Origin of the sequence: Pseudomonas sp. B21-032 (genome assembly GCF_024748965.1) — a bacterium.
GTDB lineage: Bacteria > Pseudomonadota > Gammaproteobacteria > Pseudomonadales > Pseudomonadaceae > Aquipseudomonas.
Map to the genome: position 1 here is coordinate 5,057,501 of NZ_CP087180.1, position 16,183 is coordinate 5,073,683.

General features: G+C 62.2%; 16 protein-coding genes (1 of these 16 only partly in view). 3 read left to right on the forward strand and 13 right to left on the reverse strand.

The window, feature by feature from the left end; all coding sequences use genetic code 11:
• The 9 genes from msrQ to mrcB all read right to left on the reverse strand — a co-directional run.
• On the reverse strand, positions 1-576 hold the 5' portion of the coding sequence (msrQ, locus tag LOY54_RS23345) for a protein-methionine-sulfoxide reductase heme-binding subunit MsrQ (RefSeq protein WP_045199663.1). Its footprint begins 45 nt before the window's first position; 576 of the gene's 621 nt are visible here — the first part of the coding sequence; the start codon lies at positions 574-576; the stop codon falls past the left edge of the window.
• Positions 576-1,589: a protein-methionine-sulfoxide reductase catalytic subunit MsrP gene (gene msrP / locus LOY54_RS23350; RefSeq protein ID WP_195885053.1), complete on the reverse strand. Its 1,014-nt coding sequence runs from the start codon at positions 1,587-1,589 to the stop codon at positions 576-578. Before msrP ends, msrQ begins: the two co-directional genes overlap by 1 nt.
• Before the next feature lie 63 nt (positions 1,590-1,652).
• Positions 1,653-2,510 carry a CDP-diacylglycerol--serine O-phosphatidyltransferase gene (gene pssA / locus LOY54_RS23355; protein ID WP_010223018.1) on the reverse strand — a complete coding sequence of 286 codons (858 nt, stop codon included), beginning with the start codon at positions 2,508-2,510 and terminating at the stop codon, positions 1,653-1,655.
• Positions 2,511-2,656: 146 nt separating this feature from the next.
• Positions 2,657-3,673, reverse strand: coding sequence for a ketol-acid reductoisomerase (gene ilvC, locus LOY54_RS23360; protein WP_258608081.1), 1,017 nt, complete (start codon positions 3,671-3,673; stop codon positions 2,657-2,659).
• A gap of 50 nt (positions 3,674-3,723) precedes the next feature.
• Positions 3,724-4,215 carry an acetolactate synthase small subunit gene (gene ilvN / locus LOY54_RS23365; protein ID WP_010223016.1) on the reverse strand — a complete coding sequence of 164 codons (492 nt, stop codon included), beginning with the start codon at positions 4,213-4,215 and terminating at the stop codon, positions 3,724-3,726.
• A gap of 2 nt (positions 4,216-4,217) precedes the next feature.
• Positions 4,218-5,942: an acetolactate synthase 3 large subunit gene (locus LOY54_RS23370; RefSeq protein WP_045200042.1), complete on the reverse strand. Its 1,725-nt coding sequence runs from the start codon at positions 5,940-5,942 to the stop codon at positions 4,218-4,220.
• Positions 5,943-6,364: 422 nt separating this feature from the next.
• On the reverse strand, positions 6,365-6,694 hold the full coding sequence (locus tag LOY54_RS23375; protein WP_045199670.1) for a YqcC family protein: 330 nt from the start codon (positions 6,692-6,694) through the stop codon (positions 6,365-6,367).
• On the reverse strand, positions 6,694-7,455 hold the full coding sequence (locus LOY54_RS23380) for a hypothetical protein (protein WP_093379370.1): 762 nt from the start codon (positions 7,453-7,455) through the stop codon (positions 6,694-6,696). Before LOY54_RS23380 ends, LOY54_RS23375 begins: the two co-directional genes overlap by 1 nt.
• 24 nt (positions 7,456-7,479) lie before the next feature.
• A complete protein-coding gene (gene mrcB, locus LOY54_RS23385; RefSeq protein ID WP_258608092.1) occupies positions 7,480-9,801 on the reverse strand; it encodes a penicillin-binding protein 1B in 2,322 nt (773 codons plus the stop codon).
• A 115-nt stretch (positions 9,802-9,916) separates the two neighbouring features.
• Here mrcB and LOY54_RS23390 point away from each other — a divergent pair, with 115 nt between their 5' ends.
• The 3 genes from LOY54_RS23390 to LOY54_RS23400 all read left to right on the forward strand — a co-directional run bounded on the left by LOY54_RS23390 (position 9,917) and on the right by LOY54_RS23400 (position 12,379).
• Complete coding sequence (locus LOY54_RS23390) at positions 9,917-11,479, forward strand: bifunctional aminoglycoside phosphotransferase/ATP-binding protein (protein WP_045199676.1); 1,563 nt, start codon at positions 9,917-9,919, stop codon at positions 11,477-11,479.
• Between the two features lie 104 nt (positions 11,480-11,583).
• Entirely contained in the window at positions 11,584-11,928 is a 345-nt protein-coding gene (locus LOY54_RS23395; RefSeq protein WP_045199678.1) for a pentapeptide repeat-containing protein, read from the forward strand.
• Positions 11,929-12,094: 166 nt separating this feature from the next.
• Positions 12,095-12,379, forward strand: a complete 285-nt coding sequence (locus tag LOY54_RS23400) for a TfoX/Sxy family protein (protein ID WP_045199681.1) — start codon at positions 12,095-12,097, stop codon at positions 12,377-12,379.
• Between the two features lie 169 nt (positions 12,380-12,548).
• Here the strand turns inward: LOY54_RS23400 and LOY54_RS23405 are convergent, their stop codons facing one another.
• Genes LOY54_RS23405 through LOY54_RS23420 form a run of 4 tightly spaced genes read right to left on the reverse strand, consistent with a single transcriptional unit; the run spans position 12,549 to position 16,124 of the window.
• On the reverse strand, positions 12,549-13,445 hold the full coding sequence (locus LOY54_RS23405; RefSeq protein ID WP_093379360.1) for a ChaN family lipoprotein: 897 nt from the start codon (positions 13,443-13,445) through the stop codon (positions 12,549-12,551).
• An 11-nt stretch (positions 13,446-13,456) separates the two neighbouring features.
• Positions 13,457-14,224, reverse strand: a complete 768-nt coding sequence (locus LOY54_RS23410; RefSeq protein WP_258608093.1) for a heme ABC transporter ATP-binding protein — start codon at positions 14,222-14,224, stop codon at positions 13,457-13,459.
• Complete coding sequence (locus LOY54_RS23415) at positions 14,224-15,207, reverse strand: iron ABC transporter permease (RefSeq protein ID WP_258610746.1); 984 nt, start codon at positions 15,205-15,207, stop codon at positions 14,224-14,226. Before LOY54_RS23415 ends, LOY54_RS23410 begins: the two co-directional genes overlap by 1 nt.
• Positions 15,208-15,257: 50 nt before the next feature.
• A complete protein-coding gene (locus LOY54_RS23420) occupies positions 15,258-16,124 on the reverse strand; it encodes a hemin ABC transporter substrate-binding protein (protein WP_258608095.1) in 867 nt (288 codons plus the stop codon).
• Positions 16,125-16,183: the final 59 nt, after the last annotated feature.

Consider the following 16,183-nt stretch of genomic DNA (forward strand, 5'->3'; position numbering starts at 1 on the left):
AATTCGCCGCTCAAGCGCGGGAATGCGCAGGGCCAGCAGGAACAAACCAATAACGGCGTATATGGACCACTCTTTAAGATCAGCGCGCACCACCCAGAGAAAGTGCAGCAAGCCCAACCCGAGGATGACATACACCAGCTTGTGCAACTTCTTCCAGCGAGCACCCAGGCGACGCTGGCTGTAGCGGTTGGATGTCACCGCCAATATCAGCAAACCGACAAATCCCAGCATGCCGACAATAATGTAGGGACGCTTGCTCAGCTCTACGCCCAACTGCCCCCAGTCCAGGCCAAGCACGAAGAACATGTAGGCACTCAGGTGCAGCACTATATAAGCAAAGCACCACAACCCCAGCTGCCGCCGCGAGACGATCCAGCCCGACCACCCGGTAAGGCGCTGCAAGGGCGTCATGCTCAGGGTTATCAACAGGAAGATCAAAGCCCCTAGCCCCAGGCGATCAACGAGGATCTTGCCCGGGTCCGGCCCAAGGGCCTCCATGGCCGCTTCATATAACCACCACAGCGGCCAGATACTGGCCAGGATAAAGATGCCAAGCCTGAACAGTGGATAGCGCATCAGTAGTTCTTCCGCAGGTCGAGGCCACTGTAAAGCCCTGCCACTTCTTCGGCATAGCCATTGAACATCTGCGTGGGCCGCACATTGGGGCTGAACAGGCCGCTGGGCAGGCGCCGCTCACGTGCCTGGGTCCAGCGCGGGTGATCGACCTCGGGGTTGACGTTGGCATAGAAGCCATATTCATCCGGGGCAATCGCCTGCCAGGTGGTACGTGGCTGTTCTTCGACCAGGCTGATGCGCACGATCGACTTGATGCTCTTGAACCCATACTTCCATGGCACCACCAAACGCAACGGCGCGCCGTTCTGGTTGGGCAGTTCACGCCCGTACATGCCGACGGCGAGAATGGCCAGCGGGTTCATCGCCTCATCCAGGCGCAAGCCTTCTATATAAGGCCAGTCGATCAGGGCAAAGCTTGAGCGCTGACCAGGCATGGTCTTCGGGTCCTGCAACGTTTCGAAGCGAATGTAGCGGGCCTTGGAGGTTGGCTCGACCTGCTTGAGCAGTGCCGAAATCGGAAAGCCCAACCAGGGGATGACCATCGACCAGGCCTCCACGCAGCGCAGACGATAGATGCGCTCCTCCAGCTGGTAGGGCTTCATGAAGTCTTCGAGGGCATAACGCCCGGGCTTGCCGACCTCGCCATCCACCACCACGGTCCAGGGTTCGGTTTTCAGACTGCCGGCATTGGCCGCCGGATCACCCTTGTCGGTACCGAACTCATAGAAATTGTTGTAGTGGGTGGCGTCCTTGAATGGCGTGGTCGCCTCCCCCGGCGCGGTTACGGCTTGCCACTGAGTAGCGGCGAGCTTGTCGTTGAACCAGCCTGGCGCCCTGCCCGCCTCGACATCGGCATAGCGCGATGGATCGGCAGCACTGGCCCAGCGCGGCAGCGCGGTTGCCGCCAGGGCAGCCAGCGACCCACCAAGCATGGCGCGGCGAGAGACATAGAGAGATTCGGGGGTGACGTCCGATTCTTTGCAATCGGAGGCTTTGGGCAGCTTGATGAGCATGATGGCTCCGTAGAACTGGAGGACTGATGCACCAGTAGACTACGGAGCCCTAGCGAAATTACATCACTCGATGTTTTTCCGCCGACGCATGCGCAACAGGTATTGCACAGGACCGGAGGCCGCATAGCCGAGGAACACCAGCAGCAGGATGCGCGGCGGGTCACTGAAGACTACCGCGAACACCAGCACCACGGCGAGGATCGCTACGAACGGCACGCGCCCCTTGAGGTCCAGCTCCTTGAAGCTGTTGTACTTGATGTTGCTGACCATCAGCATACCGGCCGCCGCCACCAGCAGCGCCACCAGGAACGACAGCTTCGAGCCCTGGATGCCGTAGTCGCTGAAAGCCCAGACGGTACCAGCCACCACGCCGGCTGCCGCCGGGCTGGCCAGGCCGATGAAGTAACGCTTGTCGGCCTTGCCGACCTGGGTGTTGAAGCGCGCCAGACGCAGCGCGGCACCAGCGACATAGATGAAGGCGACCATCCAGCCGACCTTGCCCATGTCACCCAGGGCCCAGCCGAAGGCCAGCAATGCCGGGGCGACACCGAAGGCAACCATGTCCGACAGCGAGTCGTACTCGGCACCGAAGGCGCTCTGGGTGTTGGTCATGCGTGCCACGCGGCCGTCCAGGCCATCAAGGACCATGGCGACAAAAATGGCGATGGCGGCGAAGGCGAAATACTTGCTCGCCTCGCGTGGATCACCCGCACTAAGGGCCGCCTGGGCACTCATGGAGTTGATGATCGAATAGAAACCGGCGAACAGGTTCGCAGTGGTGAACAGATTGGGCAGCAGATAGATGCCGCGATGCCGAACCTTGCGTCCTTCGGCGTCATGCCCTTCTTCAACATGCTCATCGATCGGTAGCAGGCTTTCGGCGTCAGAGGCCTTGTTCGGCTCTTCGGGACGTTCGCTCATGGACATTACCTTGCAACGGTGTGGAAAGTTTCGACAGACGTCTGCGACGAGGGTTCGCCGACAAACGATGAAGCTTTATACCAGAAGCTGACCGCCTAAACGAAAAAACGCGGCCGAAGCCGCGTTTTCATCGCATCAGGACAAGATCAGTTCTTGGCCTTGTCGACGATTTTGTTCGCTGCGATCCAAGGCATCATCGAGCGCAGTTGCTCGCCGATGACTTCGATGCCGTGGGCAGCGTTGTTACGACGCTTGGCGGTCATCGAAGGGTAGCCGGTGGCGCCTTCGCTGATGAACATCTTGGCGTATTCGCCGTCCTGGATGCGCTTCAGAGCGTTGCGCATGGCCTGGCGGGATTCGGCGTTGATGACTTCTGGGCCGGTCACGTACTCGCCGTACTCGGCGTTGTTGGAGATCGAGTAGTTCATGTTGGCGATACCGCCTTCGTACATGAGGTCAACGATCAGCTTCAGTTCGTGCAGGCACTCGAAGTAGGCCATTTCTGGCGCGTAGCCGGCTTCAACCAGGGTTTCGAAGCCCGCTTTGACCAGCTCGACGGTACCGCCGCAGAGAACGGCTTGTTCACCGAACAGGTCGGTTTCAGTCTCGTCCTTGAAGGTGGTTTCGATGATGCCGGTACGGCCGCCGCCGACGCCAGCGGCGTACGACAGGGCAACGTTTTTGGCATTGCCGGAAGCGTCCTGGTAGATCGCGATCAGGTCAGGGATGCCGCCGCCTTTGACGAACTCGGAACGTACAGTGTGACCTGGCGCTTTTGGCGCGATCATGATCACGTCCAGGTCGGCGCGTGGAACGACCTGGTTGTAGTGGATGGCGAAACCGTGGGAGAAGGCCAGGGTGGCGCCTTTCTTGATGTTCGGCTCGACTTCGTTCTTGTACAGCTGGGACTGGAACTCGTCCGGGGTCAGGATCATGACCAGGTCGGCACCGGCAACAGCGGTCGCTACATCGGCAACTTTCAGGCCGTGAGCTTCGGCTTTGGCAACGGTGTTCGAACCTTTACGCAGACCGACAGTGACGTCCACACCGGAGTCCTTCAGGTTGCACGCCTGAGCGTGGCCCTGGGAGCCGTAACCGATGATGGCAACTTTCTTGCCCTGGATGATGGAAAGGTCACAGTCTTTGTCGTAAAAAACTTTCATGAAAATACCCCTGTTATCTCGGCCCATAGGGCCATCGCTAATTTTTTGAGTTAGATGCTGAGCACTTTGTCGCCACGGGCAATGCCGGTAACGCCGCTGCGCACTGTTTCGAGAATGGACGCGGTACCGATGGCCTGAATGAAGCTGTCAAGCTTGTCGCTGGCGCCAGTCAGCTGAACGGTATAGACGCTGCTGCTGACGTCGACGATCTGCCCACGATAGATATCGGTGGTGCGTTTGATCTCCGCGCGCTGGGCGCCCGTGGCCTTGATCTTGACCAGCATCAGTTCACGTTCGATGTGCGCGCTTTCCGAGAGGTCGACCAGCTTGACGACTTCAACCAGCTTGTTCAGGTTTTTGGTGATCTGCTCGATCACCTCATCATGACCGACCGTGGTCAACGTCAGACGCGACAGGGTCGGGTCTTCGGTTGGCGCCACCGTCAGGCTTTCGATGTTGTAGTTACGCTGCGAGAACAGACCGACCACGCGAGACAAGGCACCGGGTTCGTTTTCCAACAGCAGGGAAATAATGTGCCGCATGATTAGGTACGCTCCGTCTTGCTCAGCCACATGTCGCGCATGGAGCCGTCTTTGATCTGCATCGGGTAGACGTGCTCGCTGTTGTCGACCTGGATATCGATGAACACCAGGCGGTCTTTCATGGCGAACGCTTCCTCGAGCTTGGGCTTGAGGTCTTTCAGGCTGGTGATGCGGATACCCACGTGACCATAGGCCTCGGCCAGCTTGACGAAGTCAGGCAGCGATTCCATGTAGGAGTGCGAGTGACGGCTGTTGTAGGCCATGTCCTGCCATTGGCGGACCATGCCCAAGACGCCGTTGTTCAGGTTGACGATCTTCACCGGCAGGTCGTACTGCAGGCAGGTCGACAGCTCCTGGATGTTCATCTGGATGCTGCCCTCGCCGGTAACGCAGGCAACGTCCTGGTCCGGGAAGTTCAACTTCACGCCCATGGCCGCCGGGAAACCGAAGCCCATGGTGCCCAGGCCGCCGGAGTTGATCCAGCGATTGGGTTTGTTGAAGCGGTAGTACTGCGCCGCGAACATCTGGTGCTGACCCACGTCGGAGGTAACAAAGGCATCGCCCTTGGTCACTTCGCAGAGGGTCTCGATCACGGTCTGCGGCTTGATCACGCTGCCGTCGCCCTTGTCGTAAGGGAACATGTCGCGATCGCCACGCCATTCTTCGATCTGCTTCCACCAGGCGTCCATGGCGGCTTTGTCTGGCTGCTCGCCGATTTCGCGCAAGGTCGCGACCATTTCGCTCAGCACGCTCTCGACCGGGCCAACAATCGGCACGTCGGCCTTGATGGTCTTGGAGATCGACGCCGGGTCGATGTCGATGTGGATAACCTTGGCGTTCGGGCAGAACTTGGCCGGGCCATTGACCACGCGGTCGTCGAAGCGCGCACCGACAGCGAAAATCACGTCAGCGTGGTGCATGGCCAGGTTGGCGGTGTAGCTGCCGTGCATGCCGAGCATGCCGAGGAACTGGCGATCGGTACCCGGATAGCCGCCCAGGCCCATCAAGGTATTGGTGACCGGCAGGTTGAGCATCTGCGCAACTTCGGTCAGGGCTGCAGAGCCGCCGCCGAGGATCACGCCGCCACCGGCATAGACCACTGGACGCTTGGCAGCCAGCAACATCTCGGCAGCCTTGCGGATCTGCCCCGAGTGGCCACGCACAGCCGGGCTGTAGGAACGCATCTTGACCTTTTTGGGGTAGACGTATTCGAACTTTTCCGCAGGGTTGGTCATGTCTTTGGGGATATCGACCACGACCGGGCCCGGGCGACCGGATTGCGCCAGATAGAAAGCTTTTTTCAGGACTTCAGGGATTTCCGAGGCGTGTTTGATCATGAAGCTGTGCTTCACGATCGGCCGGGAAATACCGATCATGTCGGTTTCCTGGAAGGCATCGGTACCGACCATGGTGCTTGGCACCTGACCGGAGAGGATGACCATCGGAATGGAGTCCATGTACGCGGTGGCAATACCGGTGATGGCATTGGTCGCGCCAGGGCCCGAGGTCACCAGTACCACGCCGGCCTTGCCGGTGGCACGGGCGTAACCGTCCGCCATATGGGTTGCGGCCTGCTCGTGACGAACCAGGATGTGGCTTACTTCCGGTTCTTTGAACAGGGCATCGTAAACATGAAGGAGAGCACCACCAGGGTACCCGTAGATGTGCTTAACGCCTTCGTCACGCAAAAAGCGGACGACCATCTCAGCGCCAGATAAAAGCTCCACGTTGTTCACCTCTAAAACGCCAGAATACCGTCCACGGTGGACGGGTCTTAATAGGTTTACTGCCAAGCAGAGCATGAGCGACGAAATCGCCGACTACGTCAGCACTGACTGAGCAAGTATTGGGAGCGCCCCAAAGTGTTGCGGGGTTTTCCCACCCAGCGCGAGGTAACGCGTTGCGGGGTGTAACAGGTCGGCGCGGGTGTGCGCCTCATGATCTGCTTAGCGGGTCTGCTTCTGGCAGTCCCTCTACAGCGGAATCTGGATTCTTCTTTTTCGGCGCGCGCAAGTCAAGAAAAATTATTGCCAATTTCGCCCAAGGACTATCTACAGCCACCACTAATACCAGTGACAGCAGCAGAAATACTAACAATACAAACAAAAAGAGCCACAATCTGTGGCTCCAAGGGTGAAAAGAGGGAAATTCAGGCAGAAGGACTGATCAATTGGTCAAACTCTGCTAGCAGCCTGCGTAGCTCGCGGCTTTGCTCCGGGCGGTCGACGTATACCGTTTCAGCCATGACCAGGATCCCGGAGGCATTTGGCAGCGCCAGTCCGTTCTCGAGAATCACTTTCATTCTTGGCAGAAAAATCCACTGCAGCCACTGATCGAAGTTCATGCTGTCGACCGCAAAGGGCACTGTGCTCGCCAGCGCCTCGGGGCTTGGCGGCTGCTCGCTCCACCAGCCCTGGACGTGCAGCTCGCGCTCGATCAACAGCAGGTGATCGGCGATATCGAGGATGCGTTGATCCATTACAGGTTGACCTGGGCTTTCTGCCGGGCCAGCGCTGCACCGGCCGAGTCACCCTGCTTCTCGCGCGACTGGGCAATGATGTTCCACAGCCCGGCCTGCAGGTCGGGGCGACCGTTGGCGTAGGTCAGCGCGCGGCGCGCCAGTTGCTCGGACTGCGCAGCATCGCCCTGGGCCAGGCGTACCTGGGCCAGACGGTAAAGCACCTGCGGCTCACGCGGGGCAATGCGCTGGGCACGCTCCAGGCTCGACGAAGCGCCGTTGTAGTCGCCGCCGCTCTGCTGTTGCTGGGCGGTGGTCAGCAGCGCCAGCACCGGGCCGTCGAGCTGTTCGTCAGCCGACAGGCCACCGCTGGCAGCGCTGGAGCGCGGAATGCCGCTCGGTGCACTCGGCGCGCTGGTGCTCGGCATGGTGTAGCTGCCGGCGTTGGTCGAGCTGCTGTCGAACGGCGTCGAACTGCTCGGGCCCGGAGTAATGGGACCGGTGCTGATCGGCGCGGCGCCGGTGGCCGCCGGGAAAGTCTGGATCGGTGCGGCGCCGGAACCCTGCGGGACCATGACCATCACCCCGGAGTCTTGGGGCACGGCTTGCGCCTGGCGCGTACCGTTATTGACCTGCGCCGGCGCGCCACGGTTGGCCGTAACCCGCTCGCTGTTGGAGACCCGGGTACTGGAGTCGACCACGGGAATGGAGCCGCGCGGATTGCTGGCGCAGCCATTGAGCAAAGCCAGCGCCGTCAAGGCTGGAAACCACCACTTGTTCACTGCACACCCTCTCTAGGCTAATGCTTAATTCATCCAACCCTTGACCCAGTCCATGACGGACTCGGCAGGATCCGGCTCACCATCACAGGCGGCTCCGGCCGGCGGTTCACTTCCGCGAATATACGGCATCTGCACGGCGCCTGGGCAACTGGCGTCCGAGCCCTGGCCGCTATGCGGATCGATCCAGGCCTGCACCACGTTGTCGGGCAGCGGCATGTCCAGTGGCAGCGGGTCGGCCTTGCGCATGAAACTGGTCCAGACCTGCAGCGCACCGGTGGCTCCGGTAAATGGCGTTTTACCGTTGTCGTCACGCCCCAGCCACACCACTGCCAGCAAATCCTGGCTGAAGCCTGCGAACCAGCTGTCACGGGAATCGTTACTGGTACCGGTCTTGCCTGCCAGGTTCAACGAGCTTGGCAGCACACTGTAGACCGAACGCCCGGTACCTTCGCGCATGACCCGCTGCATGGCGTTCTGCACCAGATAAATGGCGCCCGGATCGAAGGTTTGCTGGATCTGGAACGGATAGCGCTTAAGCGGCTCGCCTTCGGCAGTCAGCACGCTGCGAATACCGCGCATCGGCGTGTTGAAGCCGCCATTGGCCAGGGTCTGGTACATGGTTGCGACTTGCATCGGCGACATGCCGCCGGCGCCGAGCATCATCGACGGGAACGCCGGCCAGTCGACGTTGACGCCCAGCCGGCCGATGGTTTTCAGTACGTTCGGCACGCCCAGTTCCAGGCCGAGCTTGGCGGTCGACAGGTTGTAGGAGTTGGCCAGGCCCTGATACAGATAAATGGTGCCGTGGGAACGACGATCGTAGTTCTGCGGCTTCCACACCTGGCCATCGGCGCCTTTGACCGAGAACGGCTCGTCCTGCACCCACGTGGTCAGGGTGTATTTGCTCGGTTTTTCCAGGGCGGTCAGGTACACCGCCGGCTTGACCAGCGAGCCGATCGGCCGTACCGCGTCGATCGCGCGGTTGAAGCCGGCAAAACCTGCCTGGCGGCTACCGATCAGGGCCTGGACTTCGCCGGTCTCCGGGTTGGTTACAACCATCGCCGCTTCGACTTCATCGGCGCCCTTGCGCCCGGCCAGACGCTTGAAGGTCTCGCCCATGGCCGCTTCGGATTTCATCTGCAGGATCGGATCGAAGCTGGTGAAGATGCGCAGGCCTTCTTCGGTCAAGTCTTCGTCACGATAGTCCTGGCGCAGCTGGCGTTTGACCAGGTCGAGGAAGCCCGGGTAGGAGCTGTCGGCCAGGCTGCCGCGCTTGGTCACACTCAGTGGCATTTTCTTCGCTGCTTCCACCGCTTCCGGGGTGGCCACGCCCTGTTCGGCCAGCAGGTCGAGCACCAGGTTACGCCGCACCGTCGCCCGCTCCGGGTAGCGCCGCGGGTTGTAATAGGAAGGGCCCTTGACCATGCCGACCAGCAAGGCGATCTGGTGCAGTTTGAGCTCCGACAGCGGCTGGCTGAAGAAGAACTGGCTGGCCAGGCCGAAGCCGTGCACCGCACGCTGGCCGTCCTGGCCGACGAACACTTCGTTGAGGTAGGCCTCGAGGATTTCGCGCTTGTCGTAATGCAGCTCAAGCAGCAGGGCCATCATCGCTTCATTGAGCTTGCGGCTGAGGCTGCGTTCGTTGGTCAGGTAGAAGTTCTTCACCAACTGCTGGGTCAGGGTACTGCCGCCCTGGCGCATGGCGCCGGACGAGGTGTTGACCCACACTGCCCGGGCAATGGACTTGGGCGACACGCCGAAGTGGTGATAGAAGTCGCGGTCTTCCACGGCCACCAGGGTTTCCAGCAGGTACGGCGGCACCTGGTCGATCTTGATCAGGATGCGGTCTTCGAGGTTTTTCGGGTACAGGCCGCCGATCAGCAGCGGCTCAAGGCGCACCACGTCGAGTTTCGAGCCGTTGGCGCCACTGAGCCCGGCAACATAGTCGCCAGAGAAGCGCACGCGCACCGCTTGTGCGCTTTCCATGCCTTCATAGAACTGAAAGCCACGGGTATTGAGATCGACGGTATTGCCGTTGACCGCCGCCGCACCCGGGCCATTGGCGACGCTTTCACGGCGATAGCCGAGGGCATCGAGCTCGATGAGGAAGTCGGCCTTGCTCAGCTTCTGGCCGACGAACAGCTCCAGCGGCCGGGCATACACCTTGGCCGGGATGGTCCAGCGCTTGCCGGAGAATTTCTCCTGGACCACAGCATCGAGGTAAATGGCATAGCCCGCCACCAGCACAAGGCCGACCAGGCTGAGCTTCAAGGCCCAGCCCAGCCAGGCACGCGAGCGGCCAGACGGGCGTTTTTTAGCGGTACGGGGGGATCGGGATCGAGTCATGGCGGCGGATTATACGCACTTTATCAATCATCGACAGGCGCCCTCCGGCGGTTTGCACCAGCCCCGCTTGCGGCCATAATGGCCGATTCGAATCTCCGACCCAGAAGGATCGCCCGTGAGCCAAGCCTTGATCACAGCCCTGCAGAATCCCGCCCTGTTCCCTCACCCGGTGAAGGCATTTCAGGTCATCGAGACGCATATCTCCTGGGTGCTGCTCACCGGTGACTATGCCTACAAGATCAAGAAGCCGATGAACTTCGGTTTCCTCGATTTTACCGAGCTCTCCCAGCGGGCACACTTCTGCGCCGAAGAACTGCGCCTGAACCAGCGCCTGACCGACGACCTGTACCTGGAAGTACTGCCGATCACCGGCAGCGCCGAAGCGCCCCAACTGGGCGGCGAAGGCGAGCCGATCGAATACGCGCTGAAAATGCGCCAGTTCCCCCAGAGCCAGATGCTCAGCACCCTGCAGGCCAACAGCGAACTGACCGCCGCGCACATCGACCAGATGGCCGAGCAGATCGCCCGCTTCCACCTGGCCGCGCCAAAAGTTGCCGTCGAGCATCCGCTGGGCACGCCGGACAGCGTCATGGCCCCGGTCGAGCAGAACTTCGAGCAGATTCGCCCGTTCCTTTCCGACAAGGCCGACCTGCAGCAGCTCGATGCCCTGCAAGCCTGGGCCCAGGACAGCTTCAAGCGCCTGCATGGCCTGCTCGAGCAGCGCAAGGCCGAAGGTTTCATTCGCGAATGCCACGGTGACATCCATCTGGGCAACGCCACCCTGATCGATGGCAAGGTGGTGATTTTCGACTGCATTGAATTCAACGAGCCGTTCCGCCTGACCGACGTCTACGCCGATGCCGCGTTCCTGGCCATGGACCTCGAAGACCGCGGGCTGAAATCGCTGTCGCGCCGCTTCGTCAGCCAGTACCTGGAACTCACCGGTGACTACGCCGGCCTGGAACTGCTGAACTTCTACAAGGCCTACCGCGCCCTGGTCCGGGCCAAGGTCGCCCTGTTCAGCATGCCGGCCAACGCCGATGCGGTGCAGCGCGCCACTACCCTGCGCACCTACCGCAACTATGCCAACCTGGCGGAAAGCTACAGCGCCATCCCTTCGCGCTTTTTGGCCATCACCCATGGTGTGTCTGCAGTCGGCAAGAGCCACGTGGCCATGCGCCTGGTCGACGCCCTGGGCGCCATTCGCCTGCGTTCTGACGTCGAGCGCAAGCGCATGTTCGGTGAGCAAGCCAGCGCCAATGCCGGTCAGTTGCAAGCCGGCATCTATAGCGAAGACGCCAGCCAGGCCACCTACCAGCGTCTGCACCAGCTGGCCGAAACCATCCTGCGTGCTGGCTTCCCGGTAGTTATCGACGCCACCTACCTCAAGCACGAGCAGCGCCAGGCCGCCGCCGGCGTTGCCAGCGAAACCGGCGTGCCGTTCCTGATCCTCGACTGCAACGCCCCGGATGCGGTGATCGCCAGCTGGCTGGCCCAGCGTCAGGCCGATCAGAACGATCCGTCGGATGCCACCCTGGACGTGGTCAAGGCGCAACAGGCCAGCCGTGATCCGCTCAGCGCCGAAGAGCTGCTGCAAAGCAAGCGCGTGGAAACCAACGAAAGTGGCAGCCTCGACCTGTTGGTCAAGCAGATCCGCCAGCGCCTGCCCGGGCTCTGATACCACCCAGGACGTGAAGCAGTCGACAGTTCACGCCTGATTCCAGGCGCCCCCTTGATGATGGCACTATAGTGTCACCACAAGTGCAAACAAGGAGGCGCCTCATGAATCAGCCACGGCAACTGGACAGCGCGCTGTATGCGCTGGTGCATGACGAACAGATCGCCAGTTTCAATCGCGAGAAACCCAAGGATGGCACCGTCGACTTTCGTGGCGGCGATTTTCGCGGGCTCGACCTGCGCGAGCTGGACACCACCGGCATCGACTTCACCGATGCTTACTTTCGCGCCTCCGACCTGCGCGGCCTGGACCTGCGTCACAACGGCCTGGAAGGCGCAAGCCTGGCCCATGCACAGATTTCCGGCACCTACTTTCCCAGCGAACTGAGCGCCGACGAGATTCTCATGTCGGTCAACTTCGGCACCCGCCTGCGCTACCGCACACGCTGACAGCAACCTTCGAAACCCCCGCCGGCCGTGGCCTGGCGGGGGCTTTCGGCTACCCGTCGGCACATGGATGGCAAAACGCCGCGTATTTCCCAAGTGCCGCTACACTGCTCATTGACCTGCCGCGATTACTAAATCAAGACCCGTTCAGCCGTCGCAAGGAGGCTTGATGAACGATGAACTCCAGCATCTGAAAAACCTTGGCAAGACTTCTGCGCAGTGGCTGCATGCGGTCGGCATCCACAGTGCTTCGGATCTACGCCGGCTGGGTGCGGTCAACGCCTACAAGGCCGTCCGTACCCGGGGTTTCCGGGCCTCGAAGGTGCTGCTGTACGCGATTGAAGGCGCCTTGCTTGATGTGCACTGGAACGATATTCCGGCTGAACGCAAGGAAGCCCTGAACCAGCAACTCGACGGCAAAATTGCCGTACAGAAAAATAATCGGGAATTTTGAATCACGACGCTTGACTACGAAATGAGAATCGTTATGATTATCACAACTGGTCGCGAGACTGGTTGGGTAACCTGAAAGCCCCTGGTTCGGACTCTCAGATTATCTCCTCATCAGGCTAATCACGGTTATTGACCCGGCACTTTGCCGGGTCTTTTTTTGCCTGGGCTTTTTACTCGCCCTTACGCATCTGCGCGCAGTAGTCCTGCTCCGGCAAAGCCGGGGTGTACCAGACATAATCAGCCATCTGCGCATCAACCCCCTGCCCCACTTCGGCGAGCATCAACACCTGCGTGCCGGCTTCGGCGCCCAGGTCGGCCAAATGCAAGGGCACGCCGATGTCCTTGCGCACGTGATAGCCACCGGCTAACAGCAACGCTGGCTGTGGCGCGGCCAGCAGGCGCTCGGCCATACGCCGGTCGCGCTGTTGCTGAACCGCCAGCATCGCCGGCAACTGGCTTTCGGGCAGCAGGCCGCAATGGGACTCCCGGACTTGCTCCAGCAGCACGGCCCGGACCTTGGCGGCGGTCGAGCGCTCACCTTTCAATGGTGGCGGCTGGCGATAGAGGCTGCGCACCTCCTCGGTGTCGAGGTTGGCGGCCAGCAACGGGTAAGGCTGGCCCAGGGCCTCGCGGACGATCGGTCCGTACAGGGCCCAATCCCAGCCTTGCTGCCAGCCAAGCGCCAGCGGCAGATCGGCCGGCAAGGCCTGCTGCTTCAGCGCATCGACCTTGGCTTGCTGCACCGGCTGCAGCATCTCCAGCAGCAGGCTGCCCTGCGGCCGTTGCCCCTGCAGGGCGCGCAGCAGCCACAACTGCAGGGCATGGTGGTCGGGGTTGTCGTGTTTCTCGCCTACCAGCAGCCGCGGCGCCTGCGCCAGCCGCTCCAGCAGTTGCGCGGGCGTCAACAGGCGCCCGCTGCTCAGCTCACGAATCTGCCCAAGCTCGGCATGCTCGCGGCCTTCGGGGCTTTGCCAGGCGGGCAATGGCGGTACTTCGGCCCGGGACTGGCAGCCGGCGAGCCCCCAGACCAGCAACAGCAACAATGCGGGCAAGCGGGGACAACGCATGGGCGGTACTCCTAACGGGCGATGATCAGCGGGTGCCCCCGCTCGGGGTGAGGCTGGACCAGCACATCGATGCCGAACACCGCCTTGAGCGAATCGGGGCGCAATACCTGCTGCGGGGTATCCAGGGCATGGCTGCGACCCTGTTCGAGCAAGAGGATACGATCACAGTAGCGTGCCGCCAGGTTCAGGTCATGAAGGATGACCATCACCGCGGCGCCGCGATCGGCGAATTCGCGCACCGCTTGCAAGGTGGTGTGCTGGTGCAGCGGGTCGAGCATCGAGGTCGGCTCGTCGAGCAGCAGGATGCGCCCGTCTTCGCCTGGCCACAGCTGCGCCAGTACCCGCGCCAGGTGCACGCGCTGACGCTCGCCACCAGAGAGCGCCAGATAGCTGCGCCCGAGCAGGTGGCCGGCACCGGCCGCCTGTAGGGCCGCGTCGATGATCTGCTGGTCGCGCTCAAGCCCGGTTTTATGCGGCAAGCGACCCATGCCGACCACTTCTTCGACCTTGAAGGCAAAGCCCAGGCTGGACACCTGCGGCAGCACCGCCAGGCGCTGGGCCCGCTGCTGCCCGGGCCAGTCGCACAGCCCGCGGTCATCCAGGCTCACCCGTCCGTGGCTGGGATTCAACTCACCGCACATCACCCCGAGCAGGCTGCTTTTACCGGCACCGTTGGGGCCCAGCACGCCCAGTACCTGGCCGGGCTGCAGGGCCAGGCTGATATCGCTGAGGACCTGGTTTTCGCCACGGCGCAGCGACAGGTTTTCGACACACAGCATCAGGCACGCCCCCGCAACAGCAGATAGAGGAAGAACGGCGCACCGATGAACGCGGTAACGATACCGATCGGCAGTTCCGCAGGTGCCAGCGCCAAGCGCGCGATCAGGTCGGCGAACAGCAACAGCGAGGCCCCGGCCAACAAAGATGCCGGCAGCAATACGCGGTGGTCCGGCCCGGCCAGCAAACGCACCAGGTGCGGCACCACCAGGCCAATAAAGCCGATCAGCCCCGCCGCCGCCACTGCCGCGCCCACCCCCAGCGCCGTGCAGAACACCAGTTCGCGCTTGAGCTTCTCGACCTCGATGCCCAGGTGGCGGGCTTCAGACTCGCCCAGCAACAAAACATTCAAGGCCTGGGCCCGGCGTGGCAGCCACAGCGAGACCCCCACGGTCACCAACACCAGCGGCCACAGGCGCTGGTAACTGGCGCCATTGAGGCTGCCCAGGTTCCAGAACGTCAGGGTGCGCAAGGTGGCGTCATCGGCCAGGTAAGTGAACAGCCCTACCGCTGCGCCGGCCAGGGCGGTCAAGGCGATGCCGGCAAGGAGCATGGTCGCCACATTGGTCTGGCCATCGCGCCGGCCCAGGCGATACACCAGCGCCGTCACCCCCAGGCCACCAAGAAATGCACACAGCGATAACAGATAAGGGCCGAAGGCCTCGGGAATACCGCCCATCCACGAGCCGCCGACAATCGCCACTGCCGCACCGAGCGCGGCCCCCGCAGACACCCCGACCAGGCCGGGGTCGGCCAGCGGGTTGCGAAACAGCCCCTGCATCGCCACCCCGGACAGCGCCAGCACGGCACCCACGGCCAACCCCAGCAGGGTCCGTGGCAAGCGGATCTGGCCGAGGATCAGCTCGGCCTGCTCCAGCCCGTCGCCGGCCACGGGCAGCCCGATCAACCGGGCTCCGGCGCGCAGAGTATCGAACAACGGCAGGCTGACCGGCCCCAGCGCCAGCGACAACCAGATCGCCAACAGGCACAGCAGCGTCAGGGTGACGAACAGCGTGCGCGGCTTGACCAGCCGGTTCATTGCGCGGTCGGGTAAAAGGCGTGGGAAAGGTTCTGCAAGGTAACCGGCAGACGCGGGCCGAGCCCCCCCACCAGCAAGGTCGGGTCCAGTTCGATCAGGCGTTTGTTACGGGCGGCGCGCGAAGCATTCAGGGCCGGGTTTTCCTTGAGCAGCGCCTGCAAGGCCTGCTCACCGCTGAGGCTGCGGTCGGCGAACACCAGCACATCCGGGTCAAGGGCTGCCAAGGCCTCGACAGAGAAGTTCTTGTAGCCTTCGTTATCTGCCAGGTTGCGCGCACCGGCCTGTTTGAGCAACCAGTCGCCAGCGGTGCCTTTGCCGGCGATCATCGGTTTGGAGCCGGCATGACCGACCAGCAGAATCACTCCGGGAGCGGCCTGGGTGGTTTGCAGTTGCTTGATCTTGCCCTGCAGCTCATCGAGTTGCTGGCGGTAGTCGGCGAACAGTTGCCGGGCTTGTTGCTCATTGCCGAGCAAGCGCCCCAGTTGCTGCAGGTTGCTGTCCACCGCACCCAGGTCGGCCTTGCTCGACAGCAGTTCGACCTTGACCCCGGCGCCGCGGATTTGCGCGAGCACCGGCGGCGGGCCCATTTCTTCGGTGCCCACCAGCACATCCGGACGCAGGCTCAGCACTCCTTCGGCCGACAGCTGGCGCTGATACCCGATACTTGGCAAGGCCTTGAGCGATTGCGGATGCTGGCTGGTGGTATCGACCCCGACCAGCTTCTGCTCGCCGCCCAGCGCCGCCACCCACTCGCTCAGTGCCCCACCGGCGCTGACCCAGCGCTGCGGCAAGGTGTCGGCCTGGGCCAGGGTGTTGAACACAAGACCGGCACACAGGGCGATCAGGCGGGCACGTGGGCGCATAACAGGCTTCCTTGAATGAGGAGGAGCGGCAATCCGGGTGGATAATGCCGGGGACGCAC

Excerpts from the sequence above, each read along its gene's own strand:
- LOY54_RS23420 (WP_258608095.1), bottom strand. The coding sequence starts at position 16,124 with ATGCGCCCACGTGCCCGCCTGATCGCCCTGTGTGCCGGTCTTGTGTTC.
- msrP (WP_195885053.1), bottom strand. The coding sequence starts at position 1,589 with ATGCTCATCAAGCTGCCCAAAGCCTCCGATTGCAAAGAATCGGACGTC.
- LOY54_RS23410 (WP_258608093.1), bottom strand. The coding sequence starts at position 14,224 with ATGCTGTGTGTCGAAAACCTGTCGCTGCGCCGTGGCGAAAACCAGGTC.
- ilvN (WP_010223016.1), bottom strand. The coding sequence starts at position 4,215 with ATGCGGCACATTATTTCCCTGCTGTTGGAAAACGAACCCGGTGCCTTG.
- LOY54_RS23400 (WP_045199681.1), top strand. The coding sequence starts at position 12,095 with ATGAACGATGAACTCCAGCATCTGAAAAACCTTGGCAAGACTTCTGCG.
- pssA (WP_010223018.1), bottom strand. The coding sequence starts at position 2,510 with ATGAGCGAACGTCCCGAAGAGCCGAACAAGGCCTCTGACGCCGAAAGC.
- LOY54_RS23405 (WP_093379360.1), bottom strand. The coding sequence starts at position 13,445 with ATGCGTTGTCCCCGCTTGCCCGCATTGTTGCTGTTGCTGGTCTGGGGG.
- LOY54_RS23395 (WP_045199678.1), top strand. The coding sequence starts at position 11,584 with ATGAATCAGCCACGGCAACTGGACAGCGCGCTGTATGCGCTGGTGCAT.
- mrcB (WP_258608092.1), bottom strand. The coding sequence starts at position 9,801 with ATGACTCGATCCCGATCCCCCCGTACCGCTAAAAAACGCCCGTCTGGC.
- ilvC (WP_258608081.1), bottom strand. The coding sequence starts at position 3,673 with ATGAAAGTTTTTTACGACAAAGACTGTGACCTTTCCATCATCCAGGGC.
- LOY54_RS23375 (WP_045199670.1), bottom strand. The coding sequence starts at position 6,694 with ATGGATCAACGCATCCTCGATATCGCCGATCACCTGCTGTTGATCGAG.